The sequence below is a fragment of the Halovulum sp. GXIMD14793 genome (genome assembly GCF_054457435.1).
Map to the genome: position 1 here is coordinate 33,809 of NZ_JBTLNE010000011.1, position 23,662 is coordinate 57,470.

22 protein-coding genes are annotated in these 23,662 nt (G+C 60.8%); 11 read left to right on the forward strand and 11 right to left on the reverse strand.

The features are described from left to right. Nucleotides 1-30 precede the first annotated feature (30 nt). Nucleotides 31-708: an ArsR/SmtB family transcription factor gene (locus ACW9UQ_RS04435; protein WP_458929795.1), complete on the forward strand. Its 678-nt coding sequence runs from the start codon at nt 31-33 to the stop codon at nt 706-708. A gap of 73 nt (nt 709-781) precedes the next feature. Here ACW9UQ_RS04435 and ACW9UQ_RS04440 read toward each other — a convergent pair whose 3' ends face one another. From ACW9UQ_RS04440 to mtnK, 4 genes are read right to left on the reverse strand one after another with little or no spacing between them, the layout of a single operon-like run. Then, nucleotides 782-1,438, reverse strand: a complete 657-nt coding sequence (locus tag ACW9UQ_RS04440; RefSeq protein ID WP_458929796.1) for a class II aldolase/adducin family protein — start codon at nt 1,436-1,438, stop codon at nt 782-784. Next, entirely contained in the window at nt 1,435-2,433 is a 999-nt protein-coding gene (locus ACW9UQ_RS04445) for a sugar-binding transcriptional regulator (RefSeq protein WP_458929797.1), read from the reverse strand. Before ACW9UQ_RS04445 ends, ACW9UQ_RS04440 begins: the two co-directional genes overlap by 4 nt. Before the next feature lie 7 nt (nt 2,434-2,440). Then, nucleotides 2,441-3,544, reverse strand: coding sequence for an S-methyl-5-thioribose-1-phosphate isomerase (gene mtnA, locus ACW9UQ_RS04450; protein ID WP_458929798.1), 1,104 nt, complete (start codon nt 3,542-3,544; stop codon nt 2,441-2,443). Beyond that, nucleotides 3,541-4,800, reverse strand: a complete 1,260-nt coding sequence (gene mtnK, locus ACW9UQ_RS04455) for an S-methyl-5-thioribose kinase (protein ID WP_458929799.1) — start codon at nt 4,798-4,800, stop codon at nt 3,541-3,543. Before mtnK ends, mtnA begins: the two co-directional genes overlap by 4 nt. A gap of 138 nt (nt 4,801-4,938) precedes the next feature. On the opposite strand from mtnK, the gene ACW9UQ_RS04460 reads away from it, so the two are divergent. The 7 genes from ACW9UQ_RS04460 to ACW9UQ_RS04490 are packed head-to-tail and all read left to right on the forward strand — an operon-like array spanning nt 4,939 to nt 12,134. Continuing rightward, the gene (locus ACW9UQ_RS04460) at nt 4,939-6,450 is read left to right on the forward strand and encodes a sugar ABC transporter ATP-binding protein (protein ID WP_458929800.1); all 1,512 of its coding nucleotides are present in this window, start codon (nt 4,939-4,941) and stop codon (nt 6,448-6,450) included. After that, nucleotides 6,447-7,457: an ABC transporter permease gene (locus ACW9UQ_RS04465; protein WP_458929801.1), complete on the forward strand. Its 1,011-nt coding sequence runs from the start codon at nt 6,447-6,449 to the stop codon at nt 7,455-7,457. The genes ACW9UQ_RS04460 and ACW9UQ_RS04465 overlap by 4 nt, the downstream gene beginning before the upstream one ends. 43 nt (nt 7,458-7,500) lie before the next feature. Beyond that, complete coding sequence (locus tag ACW9UQ_RS04470) at nt 7,501-8,523, forward strand: substrate-binding domain-containing protein (protein ID WP_458929802.1); 1,023 nt, start codon at nt 7,501-7,503, stop codon at nt 8,521-8,523. A 59-nt stretch (nt 8,524-8,582) separates the two neighbouring features. Then, nucleotides 8,583-9,026, forward strand: a complete 444-nt coding sequence (locus tag ACW9UQ_RS04475; protein ID WP_458929803.1) for an RbsD/FucU family protein — start codon at nt 8,583-8,585, stop codon at nt 9,024-9,026. A 37-nt stretch (nt 9,027-9,063) separates the two neighbouring features. After that, nucleotides 9,064-9,987: a transketolase gene (locus tag ACW9UQ_RS04480; RefSeq protein WP_458929804.1), complete on the forward strand. Its 924-nt coding sequence runs from the start codon at nt 9,064-9,066 to the stop codon at nt 9,985-9,987. A 12-nt stretch (nt 9,988-9,999) separates the two neighbouring features. Further along, the gene (locus ACW9UQ_RS04485) at nt 10,000-11,004 is read left to right on the forward strand and encodes a transketolase family protein (protein ID WP_458929805.1); all 1,005 of its coding nucleotides are present in this window, start codon (nt 10,000-10,002) and stop codon (nt 11,002-11,004) included. Beyond that, on the forward strand, nt 11,004-12,134 hold the full coding sequence (locus tag ACW9UQ_RS04490) for a RuBisCO large subunit C-terminal-like domain-containing protein (RefSeq protein ID WP_458929806.1): 1,131 nt from the start codon (nt 11,004-11,006) through the stop codon (nt 12,132-12,134). Before ACW9UQ_RS04485 ends, ACW9UQ_RS04490 begins: the two co-directional genes overlap by 1 nt. 27 nt (nt 12,135-12,161) lie before the next feature. Here ACW9UQ_RS04490 and ACW9UQ_RS04495 read toward each other — a convergent pair whose 3' ends face one another. The 7 genes from ACW9UQ_RS04495 to hutI form a co-directional block, all read right to left on the reverse strand. Beyond that, nucleotides 12,162-13,712: a TRAP transporter large permease gene (locus ACW9UQ_RS04495; RefSeq protein WP_458929807.1), complete on the reverse strand. Its 1,551-nt coding sequence runs from the start codon at nt 13,710-13,712 to the stop codon at nt 12,162-12,164. Beyond that, on the reverse strand, nt 13,709-14,188 hold the full coding sequence (locus ACW9UQ_RS04500) for a TRAP transporter small permease subunit (RefSeq protein ID WP_458929834.1): 480 nt from the start codon (nt 14,186-14,188) through the stop codon (nt 13,709-13,711). Before ACW9UQ_RS04500 ends, ACW9UQ_RS04495 begins: the two co-directional genes overlap by 4 nt. A gap of 81 nt (nt 14,189-14,269) precedes the next feature. Continuing rightward, nucleotides 14,270-15,355: a TRAP transporter substrate-binding protein gene (locus tag ACW9UQ_RS04505; RefSeq protein ID WP_458929808.1), complete on the reverse strand. Its 1,086-nt coding sequence runs from the start codon at nt 15,353-15,355 to the stop codon at nt 14,270-14,272. Between the two features lie 41 nt (nt 15,356-15,396). Further along, nucleotides 15,397-17,070: a urocanate hydratase gene (hutU, locus tag ACW9UQ_RS04510; protein WP_458929809.1), complete on the reverse strand. Its 1,674-nt coding sequence runs from the start codon at nt 17,068-17,070 to the stop codon at nt 15,397-15,399. Then, a complete protein-coding gene (hutG, locus tag ACW9UQ_RS04515; RefSeq protein WP_458929810.1) occupies nt 17,070-17,858 on the reverse strand; it encodes an N-formylglutamate deformylase in 789 nt (262 codons plus the stop codon). Before hutG ends, hutU begins: the two co-directional genes overlap by 1 nt. After that, entirely contained in the window at nt 17,855-19,378 is a 1,524-nt protein-coding gene (gene hutH / locus ACW9UQ_RS04520; protein ID WP_458929811.1) for a histidine ammonia-lyase, read from the reverse strand. The genes hutG and hutH overlap by 4 nt, the downstream gene beginning before the upstream one ends. Then, nucleotides 19,372-20,532, reverse strand: a complete 1,161-nt coding sequence (gene hutI, locus ACW9UQ_RS04525; protein WP_458929835.1) for an imidazolonepropionase — start codon at nt 20,530-20,532, stop codon at nt 19,372-19,374. The genes hutH and hutI overlap by 7 nt, the downstream gene beginning before the upstream one ends. Before the next feature lie 111 nt (nt 20,533-20,643). On the opposite strand from hutI, the gene ACW9UQ_RS04530 reads away from it, so the two are divergent. From ACW9UQ_RS04530 to ACW9UQ_RS04540, 3 genes are all read left to right on the forward strand, one after another. Beyond that, nucleotides 20,644-22,011 carry a formimidoylglutamate deiminase gene (locus tag ACW9UQ_RS04530; RefSeq protein WP_458929812.1) on the forward strand — a complete coding sequence of 456 codons (1,368 nt, stop codon included), beginning with the start codon at nt 20,644-20,646 and terminating at the stop codon, nt 22,009-22,011. A gap of 14 nt (nt 22,012-22,025) precedes the next feature. Then, nucleotides 22,026-22,706 (forward strand): GntR family transcriptional regulator, encoded by a 681-nt coding sequence (locus ACW9UQ_RS04535; protein WP_458929836.1) that lies wholly within the window; start codon nt 22,026-22,028, stop codon nt 22,704-22,706. 235 nt (nt 22,707-22,941) lie between these two features. After that, nucleotides 22,942-23,652, forward strand: coding sequence for an alpha/beta fold hydrolase (locus ACW9UQ_RS04540; RefSeq protein WP_458929813.1), 711 nt, complete (start codon nt 22,942-22,944; stop codon nt 23,650-23,652). The last annotated feature ends 10 nt before the right edge of the window (nt 23,653-23,662 follow it).

A 23,662-nucleotide genomic window follows, 5' to 3' on the forward strand; every position in this document is an offset into this window, starting at 1 on the left:
CCGCTCAAATGCTTCGACTAGGATCGAAGCATGAAAGAAGGCCCTGATATTTCCCGCATGGCTGCACTGATCGGTGATCCGGCGCGCGGCAACATGTTGACGGCCCTGCTGGCAGGCAAGGCACTGACTGCGGCTGAACTGGCGCGCGAGGCAGGCATCACGCCGCAAACTGCCTCAAGCCATTTGGGCAAGCTGAAAGATGGCGGGCTGATCAGGCTGCGCCAACAGGGGCGGCACCGGTACTATGCGCTGGCCTCTGACGATGTCGGGCATTTGTTAGAGGCGTTGATGGGGCTGGCTGCCGGGGCCGGGCATCTGCGCAGCCGGACCGGGCCAAAAGATGACGCGCTGCGCAAGGCGCGGGTCTGCTACAATCATCTGGCTGGTGACATGGCCACGCGCATGTATGACACGCTTGTCGACCGGGGGCATCTGGTGCTGGGCTCGGACGGGATCGACCTATCGCCGGACGGTGCCGATTTTGTCACAGGGTTTGGAATTGACCTTACCGCCCTGCGCACGGCACGCGCCCCGGTCTGCCGCGAATGCCTGGACTGGAGCGAACGGCGCTCGCATCTGGCAGGCAGTCTGGGCCGGGCCTTTCTAAGCCGGTTTGAGGTTCTGGGCTGGGCCAAACGCGACAGCGGCAGCCGGGTGATCCGGTTCTCGCCAACGGGCGAAGTGCAGTTTCGGGAGCTGTTTGCCTAAGCGATGTGGGCGGGAAGCGCACGATGCCGAATGAAAAATCGCTGCAAAAGAACCCGGTGCGTCCCGTGCCTTCCTATCTTGGCCCATAGCTGGAAAATGCGACGGCGACCTTAGCGATTTCCTCGTCACTTAGGATATGCGGTGTGCCGCCGATCTGGCCGAACAGATAGGTCCGTGCCAGTGTTTCAAGCTCTTCCAGACGCCAGCGCGCCCGCGCGATGCTTTCGCCAAGGACGGTCGCTCCGTGATTGGCCATCAGGCACCCGTGCCGGTCCTTCAGGATAGTGGCCAGATTATCGGCCAGCGCCTGACTTCCATAAAGGGCATAGTCGGCCAGCGGCACATCCGAGCCACCAAAGGCGGCAATCATGTAATGACAGGCCGGAATGGCGCGGCGCTGAACCGCCAGAATGCTGCAATAGGGCGGATGGGCATGCAGAACCACGGGCATGTCCGGGCGAGCCTGATGCAGACGCTGGTGAAACGGCCACTCGCTTGAGGGTTTCAGCGGGCCGTTGCCCTTGGGCATACCCTTTACCGGGATCAACACCATGGCCTCGGGTTTCAGCTGGTCATAAGGCACGCCTGACGGGGTGATCAGCACGCCGGATGCAACCCGAACGCTGATATTGCCTGAGGTTCCCTGATTAAGCCCGCGCTCATTCATCCACAGACAGGCATCCACCATGGCTTGCCGGATCTTTGATGTGTCGTCCAATGGGGCGGTCATTTTATCATCTCCAACAATTCCTCGGCGATGCGGGCGCTGGTCGCAAGATGGGTGACATAGCCGCCCTGGATCGCCGCGCGGGCCGAAACGGCGCGCCCTGCCCCTGCCGCGACCAGTAGCGCCATGTCCTTGCCGCGCATCTGGTCCAGTGTCACACCAATCATCCGGTCCTCTATGGCGGCCACGACAGGCGCGCCCTCTGCATCAATCAGGCGACCGCAGATCACGCCGGTTGCTCCCTGATCGCGATAGGCGGCAACGCTGTCCGCGTCCAGAATTCCGGCGCGCACGATATGCGCGTCTCCCTCGCAGGTGCCGCAGGCCAGCACTGTCTTGTTGCATGAAGCAAGCGCCTGCAACTGATCCGCGACCACAGGTTCCTGACACAGCGCATCCCGTAGGGCCTTGTCCGACAGCAACAGCGGCACATGCAGGTTGATACATTGCCCGCCAAGCTTTTGCGCCAGGATTGAGGTACAGGCTTCGGCCGCAAAGCCAAGGGAGGCCGGGCGCGAGCCGAGCAACTGCACGACGGTCAGATCCTCGGCAGGTTGTTGCGCCACCTGCTCGGCCATCTGATAGACAGTCGCCCCCCAGGAGACGCCCAAACGATCGCCGGGTGCCAGAAGACGCGGCAACCAATCGGCGGCAGCGCGGGTCACACGCGCCACCTCTGCCCCCGGTGCAGCGGGATCATCGGGCACGACCAATGCCTCGCTTAGCCCATAGGCAGCGCATAGCGCTTCGGCCAGCCGATGACCCAAGAATACATCGCTGTCCAGATGCACCCGGACCCAGCCGCGATTGCGCGCCTCGGCCAGATAGTTCACGACCGAGGCCCGGCTGATCTGCATCCGCTCGGCGATATCGGTCTGGTTCAGCCCGTCATGATAATAAAGCCATGCCGCTTCGACCAGCAGAGCATCATCCCGCAAGGACGCGCGGGCCAAATCCGCCATGGCCTTGCGCGGTTTGCCGAGTGGGCTGGCGGGCACCGCTGGTCTACCCGGCTGCTTTGGCAAATTCCGGGAACAGCCCGGCTAGCCCCTCGGCTGAGGCCTCACAAACCCCGCGTTCGGTGATCAGACCGGTCACCAGCCGGTTTGGTGTCACATCAAAGGCGGGGTTGCCGCCTGGCGTGCCATCGGGCGTCACCTGAACCAGATCGATCTGACCCGCATCTGTGCGGCCCTGAATATGCGTGACCTCAAGCGCGTCGCGTTCCTCAATCGGGATTTCGGCAACGCCGTCGCTGACGGTCCAGTCAATCGTTGGTGATGGCAGGGCGACATAGAACGGAACATTGTTGTCCTGCGCGGCAAGCGCCTTCAGATAGGTGCCGATCTTGTTGCAGACATCGCCGCTGCGGGTGGTCCGGTCCGTGCCAGTGATCACCATGTCGACCTGGCCATGCTGCATCAGATGGCCCCCGGCATTGTCGGTGATATAAGTATGTGGCACCCCGTGACTGCCCAGTTCCCAACTGGTCAAAGCACCCTGATTGCGGGGACGGGTTTCGTCGACCCAGACATGCAGTGGAATGCCGGCATCATGTGCCTGATACATCGGGCTGGTGGCCGTGCCCCAATCAACCGTGGCGATCCAGCCTGCGTTGCAATGGGTCAGCAGACGCACCGGTTCGCCTGCGGGTTTTCTGGCAGCAATCTCGCGGATCAGGGCCAAACCGTTCTCGCCAATCCGGCGATTGATCTCAACATCCTCGTCGGCGATATCATGCGCCAATTGCAGCGCCGCCGCACCCCGCTGATCCTGTGGCAATGGGCGCAGCGCGTTGCGGCAGCGGTCCAGCGCCCAACGCAGGTTGATCGCGGTAGGCCGGGTTTTTTCCAGAAAAGTCCAGGCGGCGTCCAGATTTGCATCCGACGGATCCTCGGCCATAGCCAGCGCCATGCCATAGGCGGCGGTTGCCCCGATCAGCGGTGCCCCACGCACCCGCATCTGCACAATGGCATCGGCAAAATCCTGCATCGTCGCCACCGGCTGAATCCGCAGTTCATGCGGCAGCCAGCGCTGGTCGATGATTTCCAGTACATCGCTGTCAGCGTTCCACCAAAGAGAGCGGTAGTGCTTTCCGTCAATCTTCATAGGAAATCCTTTCCGTTAAAGTCCCGCGCCATCGCGGTAATCGCGCTTGCGTCGGTGATCGTATCGGCCTTGTGGATCAATTCAGCCCCCATCATCAGGTTCCGCGCCTCCAACGGGGCGCGGATTGCGCTGTCCTCGATATCCTCGAAATCGGCGTTATGCGCCAGCGACAGGCAGCGGCGATGCATCTCTATCCCGCAAATCGCCCAGGCATCGCGCCAAATCCCAGTCAGCACGGCATCGCAGGCAGGTGTACTGTCATGACCCTGATCTTCGAACAGAGCCGCCGGATACAGCATCCCCATCCGCTCTGTCTGCCAAAGCTGGCGAAACTCTGCCTCGAATGTCGCGCAGGTCTCTTCGATGATGCTGAGGATCCAGTCCTGATAGTCGTGCAAATTATCGCTGCGATGCGCGGGCTGGCTGAAATAGGCCATCAGGAAATTGGCGCATAGCATTCCGATATCGAAACCGAGCGGCCCGTATTGCACGAATTCCGGGTCAATCACGCGGCTATCGTTCGCGGTCGACATGATCGAGCCTGAATGCAGATCGCCATGCACCATGGTTTCGCTATTAGAGGCAAATCGCTGAAGCATCTGCTGCGCGCGCACCTTCAGTGCGACATCCGAACGAAGCTGGTCAACCACCACATCCAGCCCTTCGGTGTGGCTGTTCATCTCGGCCTTGTAGTAAGGGTCGGTGAACACCAGCGCCTCGGTGATTGCGGGGATTTCGACATTGCCAGAGAACAGGCCGACATCCGCCTTCTTCTCTGCGCTTGTCATGAACAGTTCTGAGCCGCGAAAGGCGGTTCGGGCGCAGAACCGGCCCAGAAACGCCGCCAGCCCCTCGACCCGCTGGCCGTCGATCAGCTTTCGGCGCAAGATGACGTGCGGCTTCAGAAACTCCATGACGATAAGCGCCTGCGCCTCGTCGAAATGCAGGATATCGGGCACTGAACCGGGGCAGCGCGCCGCCTGCCTGGTCAGCGCGTGATATTCGTAAAAGGCACGGTAAAGCGGCAGTGGCCAGCTATCCCCGACCAACCGGACATATGGCAGGGCCTGTTTGACAATGACTTTGCCATCCGGGCCACTGACGATGAAGACGAGATTCAGGTTGCCATCGCCAACCTCCTGCACCTGCCAGGCGCTGGCATCCTGTCCGGCGCGCGCCTGAAGCGCTGCGATTTTGCCCAAACGCCCGGGCAGGCTGTCGGTTGTCAGGGCTTCGTATTCTGCGCTCTGGCTCATAAAAGGCCTCCCCTCCCTTCATGATATCGTCTTTTGTTTTCTCTTGGCTACTGCATGATATCAACATTTGTCAAACCGTTTGACATTTTTCTCAGCCCGTGCCTATCGTTCCTCAAAAACCCCCTGGGGAGGGCTGGCTTGGCCGGTGAGGCGCTTGATATAACAGGGCTGCAAAAGTCCTTTGGCCGAAACCACGTTCTGCGTGGGATCGATCTGTCGTTGTCTCCGGGCAGCGTCACCGTTCTGATGGGCGCAAATGGCGCTGGGAAATCCACCCTTGTTAAAGTGATCTGTGGCTATCACCCCGCCGATGGCGGTGCGATGCAGCTGGATGGGCAAAGCTTCGCACCGGTTGATGCGGCCGATGCCATCGCCCAAGGGGTAGTGACGGTTCATCAATCCATTGATGACGGTGTCATCCCGGAACTGGACGTGGCCAACAACCTGATGCTTGACCGTCTGGTTGACGGGCGCAGCGGCCTTATCGTGCGCGAAAGACGTCTGCGGGCTGAGGCGCAGAAGGTCGCGGCCTCGATGGGGATTGAGGTCAATATGCGCCGCCGCGTTGCCGATCTGTCGGTGGCGGATCGTCAGATGATTGCGATTGCCCGCGCCATGGCACGCTCGCCGAAGGTGCTGATCCTGGATGAGCCGACCTCATCCCTATCGGCGACCGAAGCAGATCGTCTATTTGCCCTGATTGACCGGCTGCGCGATCAAGGTGTGGCTATCCTTTATATCTCGCACCGGATGTCGGATATCCGGCGCATTGCCGACCGGATCATCTGCATGCGTGATGGCACCGTATCAGGCGTTTTCGATACCGCACCACTGGACTACGAGGCCGCTGTCACCGCAATGCTTGGCCACCGGATGACCGAGGTTGATATCGATGTGCAGAACGGTAGCGACCCGGTGCTGGAACTGGACGCCTTGCAGCTGGCACCCGGTGGCCCGCCCCTGACCCTGACCGCCCGCGACGGCGAGGTAGTCGCCCTTGTCGGTCTGCTTGGCAGCGGCAAGACCCGGCTGGCCGAGATCATTTTTGGCATGGCCCCGGCCGATGGCGGCACGATGCGGATTGACGGCCAACCTTATGCGCCGCGCACGGTCAAGCAGGCCGTCGCGGGCGGCGTTTTCATGTCCCCCAAGGCCCGCGGTACCAACGCCGTCATCCCAAGTTTTGACATTACCAACAATATGAGCCTGCCCTTCCTCGGCAGCTTCAGCACCGGCCCGTTCCTGAGACAAACCCGCCAGCGTATGACGACAAGTCAGATGGTCAATCAGCTTGGTATCGTCTGCCAAAGCGAACGGGACGGGATCGGACAGCTTTCCGGCGGCAACCAGCAAAAGGTGATGATCGCCCGCTGGCTGATGGAGCCTTGCCGGGTGCTGTTGCTGGATGAGCCGTTTCAGGGCGTCGATATCGGCGCAAGACGAGACATCGGGCGGCATATCCGCGCCTCAGCCGACGGGCGGGCAACCCTGGTTTTCCTGGCCGAGATTGACGAGGCGCTGGAAGTCGCCGACCGCATCGTGGTGATGAACGAAGGACAGATCGCCGCGGAACATATCAACGATAACATAGACCTGACAGCGCTGGTTGCGGATATCTCTGGTGCGGATCAGGCGGGTGTAGGATTATGAATGACCGCGTTCTCGACTTTGCCATCAAATACGGATTTCTTATCCTGCTGACCGGGCTGGTGATCTATTTCAGTATCGCAGCAACCGGTTTCTACGATGCACGCTCTGCGGCGTTTATCCTGCAATCCGTGGCGATCACCGGCATTCTGGCGCTTGGCGTGACCTGTACGCTGGTGGTGGACGGGTTTGATCTATCGATCGGGGCGGTCGCAACCTCAGCGCTGATGCTGTCGGCCTATTCCATGGTCATTCTGGAACACCCCGCCTATGTGGCGGTGCTGCTGTGCCTTGGCATGGGGGCATTGGTCGGGCTGATCAACGGGCTTTTGGTCGTGAAGTTCCGGGTGCCGGATCTGTTGGCAACACTTGGCATGATGTTCCTGCTGATCGGGCTGCAGCGCATCCCAACGCAGGGCAATTCCATCGCCACCGGAATGGCGCTGGCCGATGGCCAAAACGCGGAAGGCACGTTTTCGCAGGCCTTCCTCTGGCTGGGGCGGCACCGATTCGATCTGTACATCGAACGTCTTGTGCCCGTACCGGTGGTGATTTTCCTGGTCATCGCCCTGCTGATTTGGGTGTTCCTCGGGCTCACCCGGCACGGGCGGCTGATGTACGCCATCGGCTCGAACGAGCGTGCGGCCGCGCTGGTGGGCACGCCGGTCAACACCTACAAGGTGGTGGCTTACATGATCTCGGGCGTCACCGCCTCAATCGGTGGGATATTGCTGGCCGCCCGGCTGGGACGCGGAGATATCGCCAGCGGCAACAACCTCCTACTGGACAGCGTCGCCGCCGCCCTGATCGGCTTTGCCGTATTGGGGGCAGCCCGGCCCAACGCTTTTGGCACGGCTATCGGTGCGCTGTTTGTCGGCATTCTCTTGCAGGGCATGACGATGATGAACGCGCCCTACTATACCCAAGACTTCGTGAAAGGCGTGGTGCTGGTCGCAGCGCTGGTCTTCACCTTCTACCTGTCGTCGCGCCGCAGCGGCGCGGGACACTAAAGCAACAAAAGGGAGGAACTACAAAATGCTAAGACGGAATTTCATGGCACTTGCCAGTGCCGCAACCATGGCACTGGGCGGACATGCAGCCCTTGCACAAGACCGCCCCACCCCGTTTGACGAGCCCGACAAAGTCACCATCGCATTGGTTCGGTATCTATCGACCGGTGACTTCTTTCAGGCCTATCTGTCAGGCGTTGAGACACAAGCCGAAGCACTGGGTGTCGAATTGCGCGTGCTGGACAGCCGTCAGGATGCTGCCTTGCAGGCGGATATGGTGGATCAGGCGATCTCGCTCGGTGTGGATGGGATCATCATTCAGCATGGTCTGACTGAATCCATGAAAGACGCAGCCCAACGGGCGGTGGATGCGGGCATCAAGGTTGTGGCCTTTGATGTGAATGTCGAAAATGATGCGATCCCGCAGATCGAACAGTCTGATTATATGCTTGGCAAGCTGGCGCTGGAGCAAGCGGTCAAGGACAACGGCACTGATTTCACCGCCGGTTATGTCTATGTCCCGGGCATAGCCCCGTTGGATCGAAGGCATGTCGCCTGGGAAGAGGTCAAGGAAGCCAATCCCGACATCACCGAGGCTGCGATGTTCGGCACGCTCGACAACCCGATTGCCAACTCGGTCGCCAACCAGGCGCGCGCTGTGCTGCAGGCAAACCCGAATATCAACGTGGTTTTCGCCCCTTATGATGAATTCGCCAAGGGTGTGAAGATCGCTGTGGATGAGGCCGGATTGACCGACGATATCGACATCTACTCTGCCGATGTCTCAACCGCTGATATCTCGGCCATGCGCGAACCCGGCTCTGCCTGGGTTGCAACCGTTGCCACCAACCCGGCAGTGGTCGGCGAGGTTTCGGTGCGTGCACTAGCGCTGATGCTGGCCGGTGAGGATCCGGGCAAGCAAGTGGTGGTTCCGCCAACCCTGATCACTCAGGATTTCCTGAACGAACAGGACATCAAGAACATGGATGATCTGGGCGCGAAGATGCCCCAGTTCCAACACGCTGACGTGGCGATGGCTGACTGGATGCCGCTGCCATCCCGCTGAAGCGAGCGCGCCCGCCCCTTTTCCCCGGGGGGCGGGCGACCTTACAGGAAAGACCTCGGATGCTGAACGGAATTGACCCGCTGACCACACCTGACCTTCTGGCCGCTTTGGCACGTATGGGCCATGGCGATGAGGTTGTGATTGCGGATGCGAATTATCCGGCAGCGCGCAGCGCGCATGGCTGTCAAATCTGTGGTGTGATCACGTATCCCGGTCATGACGCGGCTATGGTGGCCAACCTGATTACCAAGCTGATGCCTCTGGACGGCTTTCACGACTATGCCGCCCTGCGCATGCAAATCGACGATGCCCCAGATAAAATGAGCGACGTGCATACCGCCGTCTGGGATGTCCTGACCCCGCGCCTGCCCGAGGGCGCAAAACTGTCGAGTATCGAACGGCACGCATTTTATCGCCACGCCGCCACCTGCTTTGCCGTCGTGCATTGCAGCGAAGCGCGGCCCTTTGGCTGCTTTATCCTGCGCAAAGGCGTCATTTTCTGACCCAGCGCGCCCTGCCGCTCTTGAGGAGACCTGCCGCATGCGCAACGAAAGACAGACCGAGGATGTCGCCAAAGGCATCCGCCGCCGGGTGTTTGAACACACGATCCGCAATAATGGCGGCTATCTCAGTCAGGCATGTTCTGCCGCCGAGCAGCTGGCCTGGCTCTATAACGAGGCGCTTAATCTTGGCGCGCCAACACTGCCGTTGATCCCAAAGCCATTTGCCGGTGTCCCCTCTGCCGACAATCCCGATTACCACACTGGCGCAGGCTACAACGGCCCGGCGGCTCCGGAATACGATCGGCTGTTTATCGCCCCTGCGCATTACGCGCTGGTCGCCTACGCCACCCTGATTGAGGTCGGGCGGATGGCACCCGAGGGCCTTGAGATGTTCAACAAGGATGGCTCCAGCGTCGAGATGATCGGGGCCGAGCATTCTCCGGGGATGGAGGTGCATAACGGCACGCTGGGCATTGGGCTGTCCACAGCCGCAGGTCTTGCCTATGGCCGTAAACGCCGGGGCGAGACCGGCAAAACCTGGGTTTTCATGTCCGATGGCGAAGTGCAGGAAGGCCAGACATGGGAGGCCGTTCAGGCCTGTGCCCATCATGGGGTCGAGGTCAAGGCGATCATGGATGTTAATGACCAGCAATGCGATGGCGCGATGTCCAGCGTGATGGAGGTTGGCGATATCCGGCAGAAATTCCTGACCTTCGGGGCTGCTTGTATCGAAGTGGATGGTCATGACCTTGGTGCCATTCGCGATGCCGCAGCTGAACCGCATGACGGAAAACCGCTGATCATTCTGGCCCGGACCAGCCCGTTCCACACCATGCCAATCCTTGAGGAACGCTTCCCGCGCCTGCATTACGTGCGCTTCAAATCCGCTGACGAACGCGCCCGTTTCAACACGTCCATCGCCGCCGATCTGGGCGTCGATCCCATTGACTACGCGCACTGACGAAGGCTCAACATGGTCGAAATGGTCAACCGCCCCTATGCCGCCGCATTCGAGAAATTCGCCGCGGGAAATCCCGATATCCTGTGCCTGAGCGCCGATCTGACCTCCTCGTGTGAGGTGGACGGGTTCCGCGACCGGCATCCGGATCAGTTCATAAGCCTTGGCATGGCAGAACAGAATATGATGAGCTTTGCCGGTGGGCTGGGCCTGGCCGGGTTCCGGCCCTTTATTCATACCTTCAGCGTCTTCATGTACCGCCGTCCGTATGATCAGTTGATGGCCTCCGTCGCCTACCCAAGGCGCAAGGTGCGGCTGATGGGCTTTTTGCCAGGTGTCACGACGCCCGGCGGTATGACGCATCAGTCGATTGAGGATATCAGCGTCATGCGCTCCATCCCCAACATGACCATTCTGGAAACCGGCGATGCGACCGAGGTCGAGAGCATTTGCGAAGCCGCCGACAGCATTGACGGCCCTGTCTGGTGCCGGGTGTTGCGCGGCTCTGTCCCACGGCTGTTCGATACGCCGATCAAGGTTGGTGAAATGCGGGTCTTGTCCGAAGGTGACGACGTTCTGGTGGTCACAGCAGGCATTTGCACCGAAGAGGCAATGCGCGCCCGCGCGGCCTTCGCCAAGGCCGGGCTGAGCATCCGGCACCTGCATCTGCACACGATAAAGCCCTTCGACGCAGCGGCGCTGCTGGACCATATCGGCAGCGTGAAGCACGGCGTTGTGACGCTGGAAAACCATGTGACCGAGGGCGGCATTGGCAGCCTTGTGGCCGAAACCATGGCCGATGCCGGTGTCGGAAAGCGGCTGGTGCGGCTGGGGTTGAAGGATACTTATGCCCATGGCGGCTCTCGCCCCTATCTGATGCAGCATTACGGTCTGGATGCCACCGCGCTGGTGCGCGGGATCGAGTATCTGATGGGGCAGGATTTCGGTATTACCGAGGATGATCTGTCTGCCGCCCGCATTGATGACGTCCATTCCCTCGTCAAGGCCGAGGCCCTGTGATGGACCGCTTTGTCGTCACCTATCGTCTGGTGGCTGAAACACGCGAAGATGCCGAGGCTCTGGCCGATGCCATTGCCTTGGAAGACACCCTCGAAATCCCCCGCGACGTGGTGCCCGCCGGTTATATCGAGGATACGATCCTGGGCCGAGTCGAGACGGTAGAGGCCGCGGATGACGCGGCGTGGACCGCCCGGATCGCCTATCACATCGATGCGGTCGGGCGGGAATTGCCGCAACTGTTGAATGTTGTGCTGGGCAATGCCTCTATCCTGAAAGGGGTGAAGGCCGTGGAGCTGACCCCGAACCCCGACCTTACCAGACGCTTCCCCGGCGCGCGCTATGGCGTGGAGGGTTTGCGCCGCCTGACTGGGCGCACCACTGGCGGCTATGTCTGCCCGGTGATCAAGCCGCAGGGATCCTCCACCGAAGCGCTTGCGCGCCTTTGCTATCTGACCGCGAGGGCGGGTGCCGATATCGTCAAGGAAGACCACGGATTGGCCAATCAAGACGCTGCCCCGTTCCGCGCGCGGGTCAGCGCCTGCGCCCGGGCCGTCGCGCGCGCCAACGAAGAACGCGCCGCCGAGGGGGAAAGGTCACGCGCCCTCTATCTGCCGAATATCGGTGGGCATGGTGATCAAGTGCGTGATCTTGCGCTTTTTGCCAAAGAGGCGGGTGCCGATGGCGCATTGCTGATCCCGGGGCTTTATGGCTTTGACGCCATGAACCGGCTGGCGCAGGACCCGGATTTCGATCTGCCGATCATGGCGCATCCCAGTCATTTGGGTCCTTATGTTCTGTCGCCTGATCATGGCTACAGCCACGGCATGCTGTTCGGGCAGATGATGCGGCTGGCCGGTGCCGATATCTCGGTCTTTCCCAATCACGGCGGACGCTTTGGCTTTTCGGTTGCAGAGTGCCAACAAATCGTCGCCGCCTGTCATACCCCCGATGGCATCGGCCGCTCCATCCTTCCCAGCCCCGGCGGCGGCATGTCGATCGAGCGTTTGCCCGACATGATGCAGCTTTACGGGCCGGATTGCGTCTATCTGCTGGGCGGCAGCCTGCTGCGATATGGCGAACGGATCGGCGATGCCATCCGCGAGATGCGTGCGGTGCTTAGCCCCGCGTAGCGCGTGTAAGACCCCACAGACGGCAGATCAGAACAGCACAGATGGCAACCATGTCGCCAAAACCGGCAGGGCATAAATTAACCCGATCCCAACCAGCTGCAGCCCTATAAACGGCGCAACCCCCGCATAAATTTGCGTTGTCGTAACGCTTTTGGGCGCGACACCGCGCAGATAGAAAAGCGAAAACCCGAAAGGCGGCGTCAGAAAGCTGGTTTGCAGGTTGACGGCCAGCAGGATGCCCAGCCAGATCGGGTCATGCCCCATCAGGATCAGCGCCGGTGCAACGAGGGGCAGCACGATCACCGAAATCTCGACAAAGTCCAGAAAGAACCCCAGGACAAAGACGAACAGCAGGACAAAGATCAACGCACCGGTAGCCCCGCCCGGCAGGTTACCAAGGATGGCGGCAACGCGGTCCTCGCCGCCCAGCCCGATAAACACCAGTGAGAAAAAACCCGCAGCCAGAATGGTGGCGAAGATCATCGCCGTCATGGTCATGGTCGCATCGAGCGCCGGTTGCAGAACCCGCTCGCGCAGACCAACGCGCAAGGTTTGCACGATGGCGGCCAATCCCAGAAGCGCCAACACCACATATACCCCGCCAGCGACCATCTGGGCCACTCCAAGATCGTTACGCTGGAACCGGACCGGGTACAGGCCCGAGGCTATCCCAAGCAAGACCAGCGAAAGCGCACCGACAAGGATCAGGCGCGCGCCGGACTGCAACCGCAACCCGGCCAGCAGCAATGCCCCCACCGCACCGACTGAGGCCGCCTCGGTCGGGGTTGCGACGCCGCCAAGGATCGCACCAAGAACCGCGATGATCAGGATGACGGGCGGGGCGACGGCTGAAATCACCTCCTTGATTGTCGGCGGTCCTTGCGTATCGGGGGAGGGCGGCATGTCCTGCGGGCGCAACCGTCCGCGCAGCACGATATAGATCAGGTAAAGCCCCACAAGGACCAGTCCCGGGATCAAAGCCGCGGCAAAGAACTGCCCGACCGATAACGCCTCGACCGAGAACTTCCCCTGCTCGTACTGTGCCTGCTGGTAGGCATTCGACATGACATCCGACAGGATGATCAGCAGGGTCGATGGCGGGATGATCTGGCCAAGCGTTCCGGCGGTGCAGACAATCCCCGAGGCAACACGCGGATCATAACCACTGCGCAACATGGTCGGCAGCGCGATCATGCCCATGGCCACCACGGTGGCCCCGACAATCCCGGTGGAAGCGGCCAACAATGCACCCACCAGCACGACAGAAATCCCCAGCCCACCCCGCAGACCGCCAAACGCGCGGCCCATCATGGTCAGCAGATCCTCGGCGATGCGGCTTTTCTCAAGCACAGCGCCCATCAGCACAAACAGCGGGATGGCGATCAGAACCTCGTTCGAGATCAGGCCAAACACCCGCTGGCTTAGCGCCCCAAGCAAGCTGATCTTCATCACCCCGGTTGCCCAGCCAAGATAGGCAAAGCCGATCGCTACCCCCGCGATCGAGAACGCCACCGGAAATCCCGAAAGCACCGCCACAATCAGCGCTGCGAACATCAGCAGATCAAGATACTCGGTCACGTCTCAGCTGGCCCCGCAAACAGCCGGATCAGGGATGACAGCGACTGGATCAGCAACAGGATACAGAAAGCTGGGATCAGCGATTTCAACAGGAAGACCGCCTTGATGCCACCAACGGATATCGGGCCTTCAAGGATGGCCCATGAATTGCGCACTGTCGGCCAGGACCAGTACAGCAGGGCCAGCATTGACGGGATCAGCAGAAACAGATGGCCAAAAATGTCGACTCGCCGCTGCCCCGCCGAACCAAGCCGAGCATAGAACACATCCACCCGAACATGGCCATCGACCAGCAGGACATAGCCCGCGGCCAGCATGAACAGGGTCGCGTGCATATAAAGCACGCTTTCCTGTGCCGCGATGACATTCACCCCAAAAACATAGCGCCCGACAACGATGGCGAACTGGACCAGCATCATCAACAGCGCAAGCCAGCGCACCGCCTGGCCGATCAGGCGGTTGATCGCATCAATCATGTTGGCAAATTTCTGCACACGCGTTCCCGTTACCTGGCAGTCCGGCCGGGCGCTACAGTTGCACCCGGCCGGACCAAAGCCTTAGTAACCCATGACCGAGGCACGGGCGTTCATCTGGCCGTTATCGGCATAGGTCATGTATCCCCCGACGCTGTCGCGGTAGGCGACAAAGCTTTCGGTGATGCGCTTGACCAGGTCGTCCTCGTCCTGACGCAACTCATCAATCACCTCTTTGGCGGCCTGACCCATCGCCGCGATCACGTCATCGGGCAGCTTTTTGACCTGAACCCCCTCATCCGCGACCATCTTTTGCAAGGCGGCGGCGTGCTTGGTGGTGTATTCGGTCCAGACCGGGTTATAGAGGCTTTCGCAGGCCAGACTGACCGCCTGTTTCAGATCATCGGGCAGGTCATTATAGGCATCAGCGTTCACGCCGCATTCCTCAGCCGAGGACGGCTCGCCAACGCCGGGCCAGTAGTAGTTTTTCGCCACCTGGACATAGCCAAGCGCGCTGTCGGTCCAGGGACCGATGAACTCGCCCGCGTCCAAAGCACCGGTCTGCAGCGCCTGAAACATATCCGGGCCGCTCATCGCCTGCGCCGCCATACCAAGTTTGGAGGCCATCTCTGAAGCCAGGCCAGTGGTGCGATAGCGCATGCCCTTAAGGTCTTCGACCGAGTTGATCTCATTTTTGAACCACCCGGCCCATTGCGGACCGGAATTGCCACAAAGGAACGGTTTGATGCCAAAGCGGCCATACATCTCGTCATAAAGCGCCTGCCCCCCACCATGATAGAGCCAGCCGAACTGTTCGTCAGCGCGCAGGCCAAAGGGCTGCGATCCGAACAACAGAATGCCCTTTGACTTGGAGCCCCAATAGGCCGGAACCGCGTGGTAAAGCTCCGCCGTGCCTTCGCTGACGGCATCAAAGACACCGCGGCCCGGCACCAATTCGCCCGAGGCGAACAGCTTTACCTCGATCCGACCACCGGACAATGCGGTGATGCGGTCGGCCAGCATCTGGGCAGCCACACCCGGTCCGGGCAGGTTTTTGGGCCATGCGGTGACCATCTGCCATTGTCGCTTATCCTGCGCGATGGCCGGGCTTGCCAGGGCTGTTGCTGCGGCACCCGCCGTGCCGACGCGAATAAAGTCTCTGCGTTTCATATGCGGTCTCTCCCTTCTGCTACGTTTAACGATGGCCGGGATCAGGTCCCCAATATCCCCGGCAGACGCAACCCGTGCGCACGGGCGCAATCTATGGCCTCCTCATACCCGGCATCAGCGTGGCGCCAGACGCCACTGGCCGGATCGTTCCACAAGACCCGCTCCAGCTTGCGGGCAGCGGCGTCGGTTCCGTCAGCGACGATCACAACACCGGCATGCTGGCTAAAGCCGATACCGACCCCGCCGCCATGGTGCAGGCTGACCCATGTCGCCCCGCTGGCCGTGTTCACAAGTGCATTCAGCAACGGCCAGTCACTGACCGCATCCGAACCGTCCTTCATCGCCTCGGTTTCCCGATTGGGCGACGCAACAGAGCCGCTGTCAAGATGGTCCCGCCCAATTACAACCGGAGCGCTTAATTCACCGCTGGCCACCATCTCGTTGAACTTCAGCCCGGCACGGTGACGATCCCCCAGCCCGATCCAGCAAATCCGGGCGGGCAGCCCCTGAAAGGCAATCCGATCCCGTGCCATATCCAGCCAATTATGCAGATGCGCGTTGTCCGGAAACAGCTCCTTCATCGCCTGATCTGTCTTGTAGATATCCTCGGGATCGCCGGATAGCGCGCACCAGCGGAACGGGCCTATGCCGCGGCAGAATAGCGGACGGATATAGGCCGGGACAAAACCGGGAAAGGCAAAGGCGTTTTCCAGCCCCTCATCCTGGGCGACCTGCCGGATGTTGTTGCCATAGTCCAGGGTTGGCACACCGTCATTCCAGAAATCCACCATCGCGGCGACATGCTGTTTCATGCTGGCCCGCGCGGCCTGTTCCACCGCTTTCGGATCGCTTTCACGGCGGCTGCGCCATTCCCCAAGAGTCCAGCCAAGCGGAAGATATCCGTTGATCGGGTCATGGGCCGAGGTCTGGTCCGTCACAATGTCAGGGCGGACGCCGCGGGCGTATATCTCGGGGAATATCTCGGCAGCATTGCCAAGAAGGCCAACGGATTTCGCCTCTCCGGCCTTGGTCCAACGCTCGATCATGGCCAGTGCGTCGTCCAGATTATCGGCCTTTTCGTCCAGATACTTGGTGCGCAGACGAAAATCGATGCTGTCAAGGTTGCATTCCACCGCAAGACAGCAGGCCCCGGCAAAAACCGCCGCCAGCGGCTGCGCGCCGCCCATGCCGCCCAACCCGCCGGTCAGGATCCAGCGTCCTTTCAGATCGCCGTCATAGTGCTGACGCCCGGCTTCAGCAAAGGTTTCATAGGTGCCCTGCACGATGCCTTGGGTGCCAATGTATATCCACGACCCGGCGGTCATCTGGCCATACATCATCAGGCCCTTGCGATCGAGTTCGTTGAAGTGATCCCAATTGGCCCAATGCGGCACGATGTTGGAATTCGCGATCAGCACACGCGGGGCATTCTCATGGGTGCGGATGATGGCAACCGGTTTGCCGGACTGCACGATCAGGGTTTCGTCCGCTTCCAGATCTTTCAGCCCGGCAACAATGTTGTCGAAATCGTCCCAGGTCCGGGCCGCGCGCCCGATCCCGCCATAGACCACCAGTTCATGCGGGTTCTCTGCCACATCGGGATGCAGATTGTTCATCAACATCCGCAGCGGCGCTTCGGTCTGCCAGCTTTTGGCGTTCAGCTCGGGACCGGTCGGCGGGTAGATCTCACGGATGTTCTTTCGCGGATCAGGCATCAGGGTCTCCATTCGGTTAGAAACTGCAGGATCGGGCGCAAATAGCTGCGCAGCTGGTCAGATTTGCCCGGGTCATAGGTCCAGGGCGGCATTTCGGACTGCAGATAGGTGGATTGCGCCAGTTCCATCTGAATAGCGTGCCATCCCTGTTCGGGCCGTCCATAATGGCGTGTCGTCCAGCCGCCCCGAAAGCGCCCGTTCAACACACTGGTATAGCCATCCGCCCCGTCACAGATGGCCCGCACGCCGCTGGTGATGGTCTGAGCGCAGGTCTTGCCATCATTGGTGCCGATGTTGAAATCCGGCAGGGTCCCCTCGAACAGGAACGGGATATGTCCACGGATCGAATGACAATCATACAGCACCGCAAAGCCGTGCCGGGCAGACACGCGCTGCATCTCTGCTTCGAGCTCTGCGTGATAGGGCGCGTGATAGGCCTGACGCCGCCGCTCCATCTCAGCCGCATCCAGTTCCCGGTCAGCTTCATAGATCGGCTGACCGTCAAAATCCGTCAGCGGACAAAGGCTTGTGGTGTTCTGTCCGGGGTACAGGCTGACACCCGCCGGGTCGCGATTGACGTCGATTGCATAACGATGGATGCAAGTTCGGACGGTCGTAACATCCGGCACCAGCCCGTCATACAGCTGATGAATATGCCAGTCGGTATCAGCCAGTGCGCGTCCCCGCTCGTTCAACGCCTCAGCCACCTGTTCTGGCAATTCCGTTCCGGTATGCGGCAAACCGAGGATCAGCGGGCTGTCGCCTTGTGTGATCTCCAGAAAACTCACGGGTGCAGCTCCACACCCGCCGCCTGCGCCAGGTGATCGCTCTGGATCAGGGCAGCCGCAGCTTCGATATCGCCAGATACCACACGATCCTCGCCCAGAACGGCGACGCGGGTGCGAAGGGCGTCTATCGCCCGCTGCAAGGCGGGTGAGGTCGCCAAGGGCGCGCGATGGCCGACACCCTCGGCGGCGCAGATTGCCTCCACCCCCAGGATCATAGACAGATTGTCGACCATGCGTATCAGCCGGCGCGCACCATGGGCGGCCATGCTGACATGATCCTCTTGATTGGCGCTGGTTGGGGTCGAGTCGGTCGAGCAGGGATTGGCCAGATGCTTGTTCTCGCTCATCAGCGCGGCCGAGGTGACCTCGGCAATCATCAGGCCGGAATTCAGGCCCGGGTCAGGTGTCAGGAACGGCGGCAGATCATGGCTGAGCGCGGGGTCCACCATAAGCGCCACCCGCCGCTGCGCGATGGCACCGATTTCGGCCAGGGCCAGCGCCATCTGGTCAGCGGCAAAGGCGACCGGCTCGGCGTGGAAATTGCCACCCGACAGGATGTCACCGCTATCGGTAATGACCAGCGGGTTGTCGGTGACGGCATTCGCCTCAACCTCAAGCGTGCGGGCCGCCTGACGCAGCAGGTCCAGCGCCGCACCCGTCACCTGCGGCTGACACCGAATGCAATAGGGATCCTGCACCCTTGCATCGTCTTCCCGGTGGCTTTCGCGGATTTCACTTCCCTCCATCAGGCGGCGCATCTCGGACGCCACCTCGATCTGGCCCGCATGGCCGCGCAGCGCGTGGATTGCAGGCTCAAACGGCGCGGTTGAGCCCATGATCGCATCCGTAGAAAGGGCCGAGGTCACCAGCGCCCCGCGCAAAAGCCGTCGCGTAGCGAACCATGCGGCCAACGCCTGCGCGGTGGAAAACTGCGTGCCATTGATCAGCGCCAGCCCCTCTTTCGGGCCAAGCGTGACGGGCGTAAGACCGGCCTGGCGTAGCGCCTGTGCGCCGTCCATCCTTTCGCCGCTGACCAGCGCCTTCCCCTCACCGATCATCACCAGCGCCAGATGCGCCAGCGGGGCCAGATCGCCCGATGCCCCGACAGAGCCCTGCACCGGAATAACCGGCACCACACCTGTGGCCAGCATCCCCTCAAGCAATGCACAAATATCCCAACGCACACCAGATGCGCCGCGCCCCAGCGAGATCAGCTTCAACGCCATCATCAGCCGTGTGGTATCCGCCTCCAACGCCGGGCCGACCCCGGCGCAATGCGAGCGGATCAGATTGCGTTGCAGGGTCGCCGTATCACTGGCCGGAATACTAACCGAGGCCAGCTTACCAAAGCCGGTGTTAACACCATAAACAGGCACGCTGCCCTCCGCCGCCTGCGCCACCAATGCGGCGGATGCGTCGACCCCGGCCCGGGCCGCAGGATCAAGTCCAACTTCCCCTGTGCCGCGCCAGATATCCTCTAACTGATCCAGTGAAACCTGGCCGGGCGACAGCGTTACCATGGGCCTTTTCCTTCATATATGCGTGTGTGCAATGGATTGACGCCGATGCGATAGCTCAGCTCTGCCGGGCTTTCGACATCCCAAACCGCCAGATCAGCGCGCGTGCCCTGCCTGACCACACCGCGATCCTGAAACCCAAGGGCGCGGGCGGCATGGCGGGTTGTGCCTGCAAGGGCCTCTTCCGGGGTCAAGCGGAACAGGGTGCAGGCCATGTTCATCGCCAGCAGCAAAGAGCCCATCGGCGACGACCCCGGGTTCAAATCTGTCGCCACCGCCATCGGTACGCCATGGGCGCGAAACGCCGCGACCGGCGGGGCCTGAGTTTCGTGCAGCGTATAGAACGCCCCGGGCAACAGAACCGCAACACTTCCCGCCTCGGCCAGCAGATGCGCATCCGTTTCGGTCGCGTATTCCACATGATCCGCCGAAAGCGCATTGAACCGCGCGGCAAGGGCCGTGCCGCCGATATGGCTCAGCTGTTCGGCATGCAACTTGACCGGCAGACCAAGTGCCTGCGCAGCATCAAACACACGGGCAATCTGATCGGGCGAGAACGCGATCCCCTCGCAGAAGCCATCAACCGCATCGACCAGACCCATCGCATGAGCGGCATGGAGGGCGGGGATACAGACCGTGTCGATATACGCGTCCGCCTCTGCCCCGGCGGGAACGGCATGGGCACCCAGAAAGCTTGTTCTGACGGTGATATCGCGCGACGCCGCGACCTGCCGGGCGACCCGCAGCATTTTCAGCTCGGTCTCGATATCCAGACCATAACCGGATTTGATCTCGACCGACGCCACACCCTCGGCGATGAAACGGTCAACACTGGCAAGAGCACGGGCCAGCAGATCAGCCTCGGACGCCGCGCGGGTCGCCTGCACGGTCGAGACGATGCCGCCCCCGGCCCTGGCCACTTCTTCATAAGTCGCACCGTTCAGACGCATTTCAAATTCTGCCGCGCGATTGCCGCCATGCACCAGATGGGTATGGCAATCAATCAGCGCAGGCGTGATCAGCCGTCCGCCAAGATCAGTGCTGTTGCCGCTGTCCGGGCAGTCCGCGCGGGCCCCAACCCAAGCAATCCGGCCGTCCTCGACCACCAATGCCGCATCGCGCAGCAGCCCGTAGGCCGCGCCGTGCGCAGGGTCCATGGTGGCGATATCGATATGGGTCAGAACAGTGGGCACGAGGACAGGTCACTTGATTAACGCTACGTAAAACCGTATTAAGTACGCACATATTATGTCAAGAGCCTCCTGACCGTGCCGCACATCCACGCCAAACAAATCCTGACCCCAACCGGCTGGCAAACCGACCAGCAGGTCACGGTCAGATCTGATGGAAAGATCGCCTCGGTCGGACCGCAGATTGATACCCCCGACACACGTGTCGATGTCCTGCTGCCTGCGCCCGTCAACCTGCACAGCCACAGCTTTCAGCGCGCCATGGCAGGCCTGACCGAGGCACGCGGCCCCGATCCGTCCGACAGCTTCTGGACCTGGCGGCGGCTGATGTACCGGTTCCTCGACCAACTGACGCCTGATCAGGTCGAGGCGATTGCCGCACAGGTCTTTCTGGAAATGCTGGAGGCTGGATATGGCGCGGTCGCGGAATTTCACTATCTGCATCACGCCATCGGCGGTCGGGCCTATGACAATCTGGCAGAACTGTCCGAACGGATCATTGCCGCAGCCGGGCAGGCCGGGATCGGGCTGACCCTGTTGCCTGTGCTTTACCAATATGGCGGCTGCGACAAGCGCCCGCTGCAGGGCGGGCAACTTCGGTTCAGCAACGACCCGGCGCGATACGTCCGCCTGCACGAGGCCGCAACCGCAGCGATTGCCGCCGGCCCAGCCGATTTCACCATAGGCACAGCCCCGCATTCGCTGCGCGCTGTGGATCAGGACGGTCTGCAGGCAGCTGTAACCCTTGCTGGTGACCGCCCGATCCATATGCATCTGGCCGAACAAACCGCCGAGATTGAGGAGGTTCTGGCCCATTGCGCCGCCCGCCCCGCCGAATGGCTGCTGGATAATTGCGATGTAGGCCAGAATTGGTGCCTGATCCACTGCACCCATATGACACCGGACGAGACCTCAACCCTGGCCCAAAGCAAGGCCGTGGCCGGGTTGTGTCCGATCACGGAATCCAGTCTGGGAGACGGCATCTTTAATGGCACAAGCTATCTGGCCGCAGATGGCCGGATCGGCGTGGGATCGGATTCGAACATCCATATCTCGCTGTTTGAAGAGATGAAGACGCTGGAATATTCGCAACGTCTGCGCGACCGGACCCGCGCAGCACTGGCAACCAAGACGCACTCCACCGGGCGGGTCCTGTTCGACAGTGTTACCGCCGGCGGTGCACAGGCCGCAGCCCGCCCCAGCGGGCGCATATCTGCCGGTCATCTGGCCGATCTGGTCGGCCTGTCGGTTGACAATCCATGGCTTTGCAACCGCAGCGGGGATACTCTGCTGGATACTGCGATCTTTGGCGGTCACGGGCAGGATTGCATCACAGATGTCTGGAGCGCGGGCCGCCATGTGGTCCGCGATGGCCAGCATTTCCGCCATGAAGCCATCACGCAGCGTTTCGTTAGTGTTATCAAAGACCTGGGGCAGACCATCTGAGCGACACGGACCGCATAACCTGGCAGCGCGTCCACGAAGAGATCCTGCAGCGGATCCTCGACGGCATCTATGGTCCGGGCGCGCGCCTGCCTCGCGACGAAGATTTCGCGGCTGAGTTCGGCTGCGCCCGCAGCACCGTGCAGCGCGCCATGAGCGAATTGTCAAAACGCGGCACGATCGAGCGCCGTCGCAAAGGCGGCACCCATGTCCTGAGCCACCCCGTCACCCGCGCGATAATCGACATCCCGATCACCCGCAAAGAGATCGAGGCAGAGGGCAAGACCTATGGTTATCAACTGATTTCCCGCACCCTGACGGACTGCCCGGCAGAGATTGCCGCAAAACTGAATCTGGCTGAGCCCAGAACAATGCTGCATGTAGAGGCCCTGCATCTGGCCGACCAGCACCCCTATGCCTTCGAAGATCGCTGGATTTCCGTCGACACCGTCCCGGAAATCCTAAACGTCGACCTGACTCGGCAGAATGCCAACGAATGGCTGGTCCAGAACCGCCCCTACAGCCGCTGCGATCTGCTGTTTCACGCGCAAAACGCAAAAGTCACCGATGCAGACCTGCTGAGAGCCGATCTGAACGCAGCCCTGCTGGTCATTGAGCGCACAACCTGGATCGGCACGGATCCGATCACCGCCGTCAAGGTTGTAACCTCCCCGGGGTATAAGGTCGTCTCCAACTAGCCGGGGATGCCTGTTCCAGCGGCTCGTAAAAGGTGACAGCAACAATCATGGTTTGTGAATTGCGGCGATATCTGTCGTTCGGTCCAACGCTTCTTGATACCTCAGCTGTCGCCACTTTCAGCTATTTTATCCTGGCTGCTGGGGAACTGTTCCTTGCCGAGGTTCGAGGCTATGTTCCCAGAAAGCCGCGAAGTCGACTTTGCTGCCATTCGTGAACGTGGCACTATAGCCAGTTATGAAACAAGATGATGTGTTAGGCTTAATGCTGCTTCATGCCCTGCCATTTGATGGGCGTATGTGGAAAAATCAATCCAAGATCATCCCAGAACACACCTACGCGCCCGACCTTTATGTGTTTGGGGACAACATAACACGGTGGGCCATCGAATGCCCAAGGAGCATGCCCACACGGCGATTTGTTGTTGTTGGGTGCTCGGTTGGCGGCTCGTGTGCCTTGGAAGTTCTGAACCTTGCTCCAGAACGTGTTATGGCCACTGTTCTATTCGGGACCAAAGCACGCCGCCGCGCCAATCCCACAAGTCTTAAAGAGGAATGCAAGTTCATTAAGGATAAAGGGGTTTCGGCGGCTTGGGCAAGGTATTGGAAGCCACTCTTCGAAGGTAGAGAAAATGATTCTTGCTTCGGTGCCGCCGAAGCAATCGCATTGGCACAGTCTCGCGAAGGCCTAACCTGCGGTCTTAAAGCGTTTCATACACGCCCAAATCGAGAAGACGTGGTAGCCAAAACCCAGAGACCCATTCATATTGTTACTGGCGATGAGGATGTCCTTCCCGGCTTGGACTATTCTCAAGAACTCGCCACTTTAACCGCTGAAGCAAAGCTCCATGTTATCCGGGATTGTGGGCACTACGCGCCGCTTATGCAGCCAGAAGAGACAAACTCGCTTATCGCGAGCGTGGTATCTGAGGCGCGCAAGTTGAACTAAATCTGGGCTC

Excerpts from the sequence above, each read along its gene's own strand:
- ACW9UQ_RS04435 (WP_458929795.1), top strand. The coding sequence starts at position 31 with ATGAAAGAAGGCCCTGATATTTCCCGCATGGCTGCACTGATCGGTGAT.
- ACW9UQ_RS04440 (WP_458929796.1), bottom strand. The coding sequence starts at position 1,438 with ATGACCGCCCCATTGGACGACACATCAAAGATCCGGCAAGCCATGGTG.
- mtnA (WP_458929798.1), bottom strand. The coding sequence starts at position 3,544 with ATGAAGATTGACGGAAAGCACTACCGCTCTCTTTGGTGGAACGCTGAC.
- mtnK (WP_458929799.1), bottom strand. The coding sequence starts at position 4,800 with ATGAGCCAGAGCGCAGAATACGAAGCCCTGACAACCGACAGCCTGCCC.
- ACW9UQ_RS04465 (WP_458929801.1), top strand. The coding sequence starts at position 6,447 with ATGAATGACCGCGTTCTCGACTTTGCCATCAAATACGGATTTCTTATC.
- ACW9UQ_RS04470 (WP_458929802.1), top strand. The coding sequence starts at position 7,501 with ATGGCACTTGCCAGTGCCGCAACCATGGCACTGGGCGGACATGCAGCC.
- ACW9UQ_RS04475 (WP_458929803.1), top strand. The coding sequence starts at position 8,583 with ATGCTGAACGGAATTGACCCGCTGACCACACCTGACCTTCTGGCCGCT.
- ACW9UQ_RS04480 (WP_458929804.1), top strand. The coding sequence starts at position 9,064 with ATGCGCAACGAAAGACAGACCGAGGATGTCGCCAAAGGCATCCGCCGC.
- ACW9UQ_RS04485 (WP_458929805.1), top strand. The coding sequence starts at position 10,000 with ATGGTCGAAATGGTCAACCGCCCCTATGCCGCCGCATTCGAGAAATTC.
- ACW9UQ_RS04490 (WP_458929806.1), top strand. The coding sequence starts at position 11,004 with ATGGACCGCTTTGTCGTCACCTATCGTCTGGTGGCTGAAACACGCGAA.
- ACW9UQ_RS04500 (WP_458929834.1), bottom strand. The coding sequence starts at position 14,188 with ATGATTGATGCGATCAACCGCCTGATCGGCCAGGCGGTGCGCTGGCTT.
- ACW9UQ_RS04505 (WP_458929808.1), bottom strand. The coding sequence starts at position 15,355 with ATGAAACGCAGAGACTTTATTCGCGTCGGCACGGCGGGTGCCGCAGCA.
- hutU (WP_458929809.1), bottom strand. The coding sequence starts at position 17,070 with ATGCCTGATCCGCGAAAGAACATCCGTGAGATCTACCCGCCGACCGGT.
- hutH (WP_458929811.1), bottom strand. The coding sequence starts at position 19,378 with ATGGTAACGCTGTCGCCCGGCCAGGTTTCACTGGATCAGTTAGAGGAT.
- hutI (WP_458929835.1), bottom strand. The coding sequence starts at position 20,532 with ATGGACCCTGCGCACGGCGCGGCCTACGGGCTGCTGCGCGATGCGGCA.
- ACW9UQ_RS04540 (WP_458929813.1), top strand. The coding sequence starts at position 22,942 with ATGAAACAAGATGATGTGTTAGGCTTAATGCTGCTTCATGCCCTGCCA.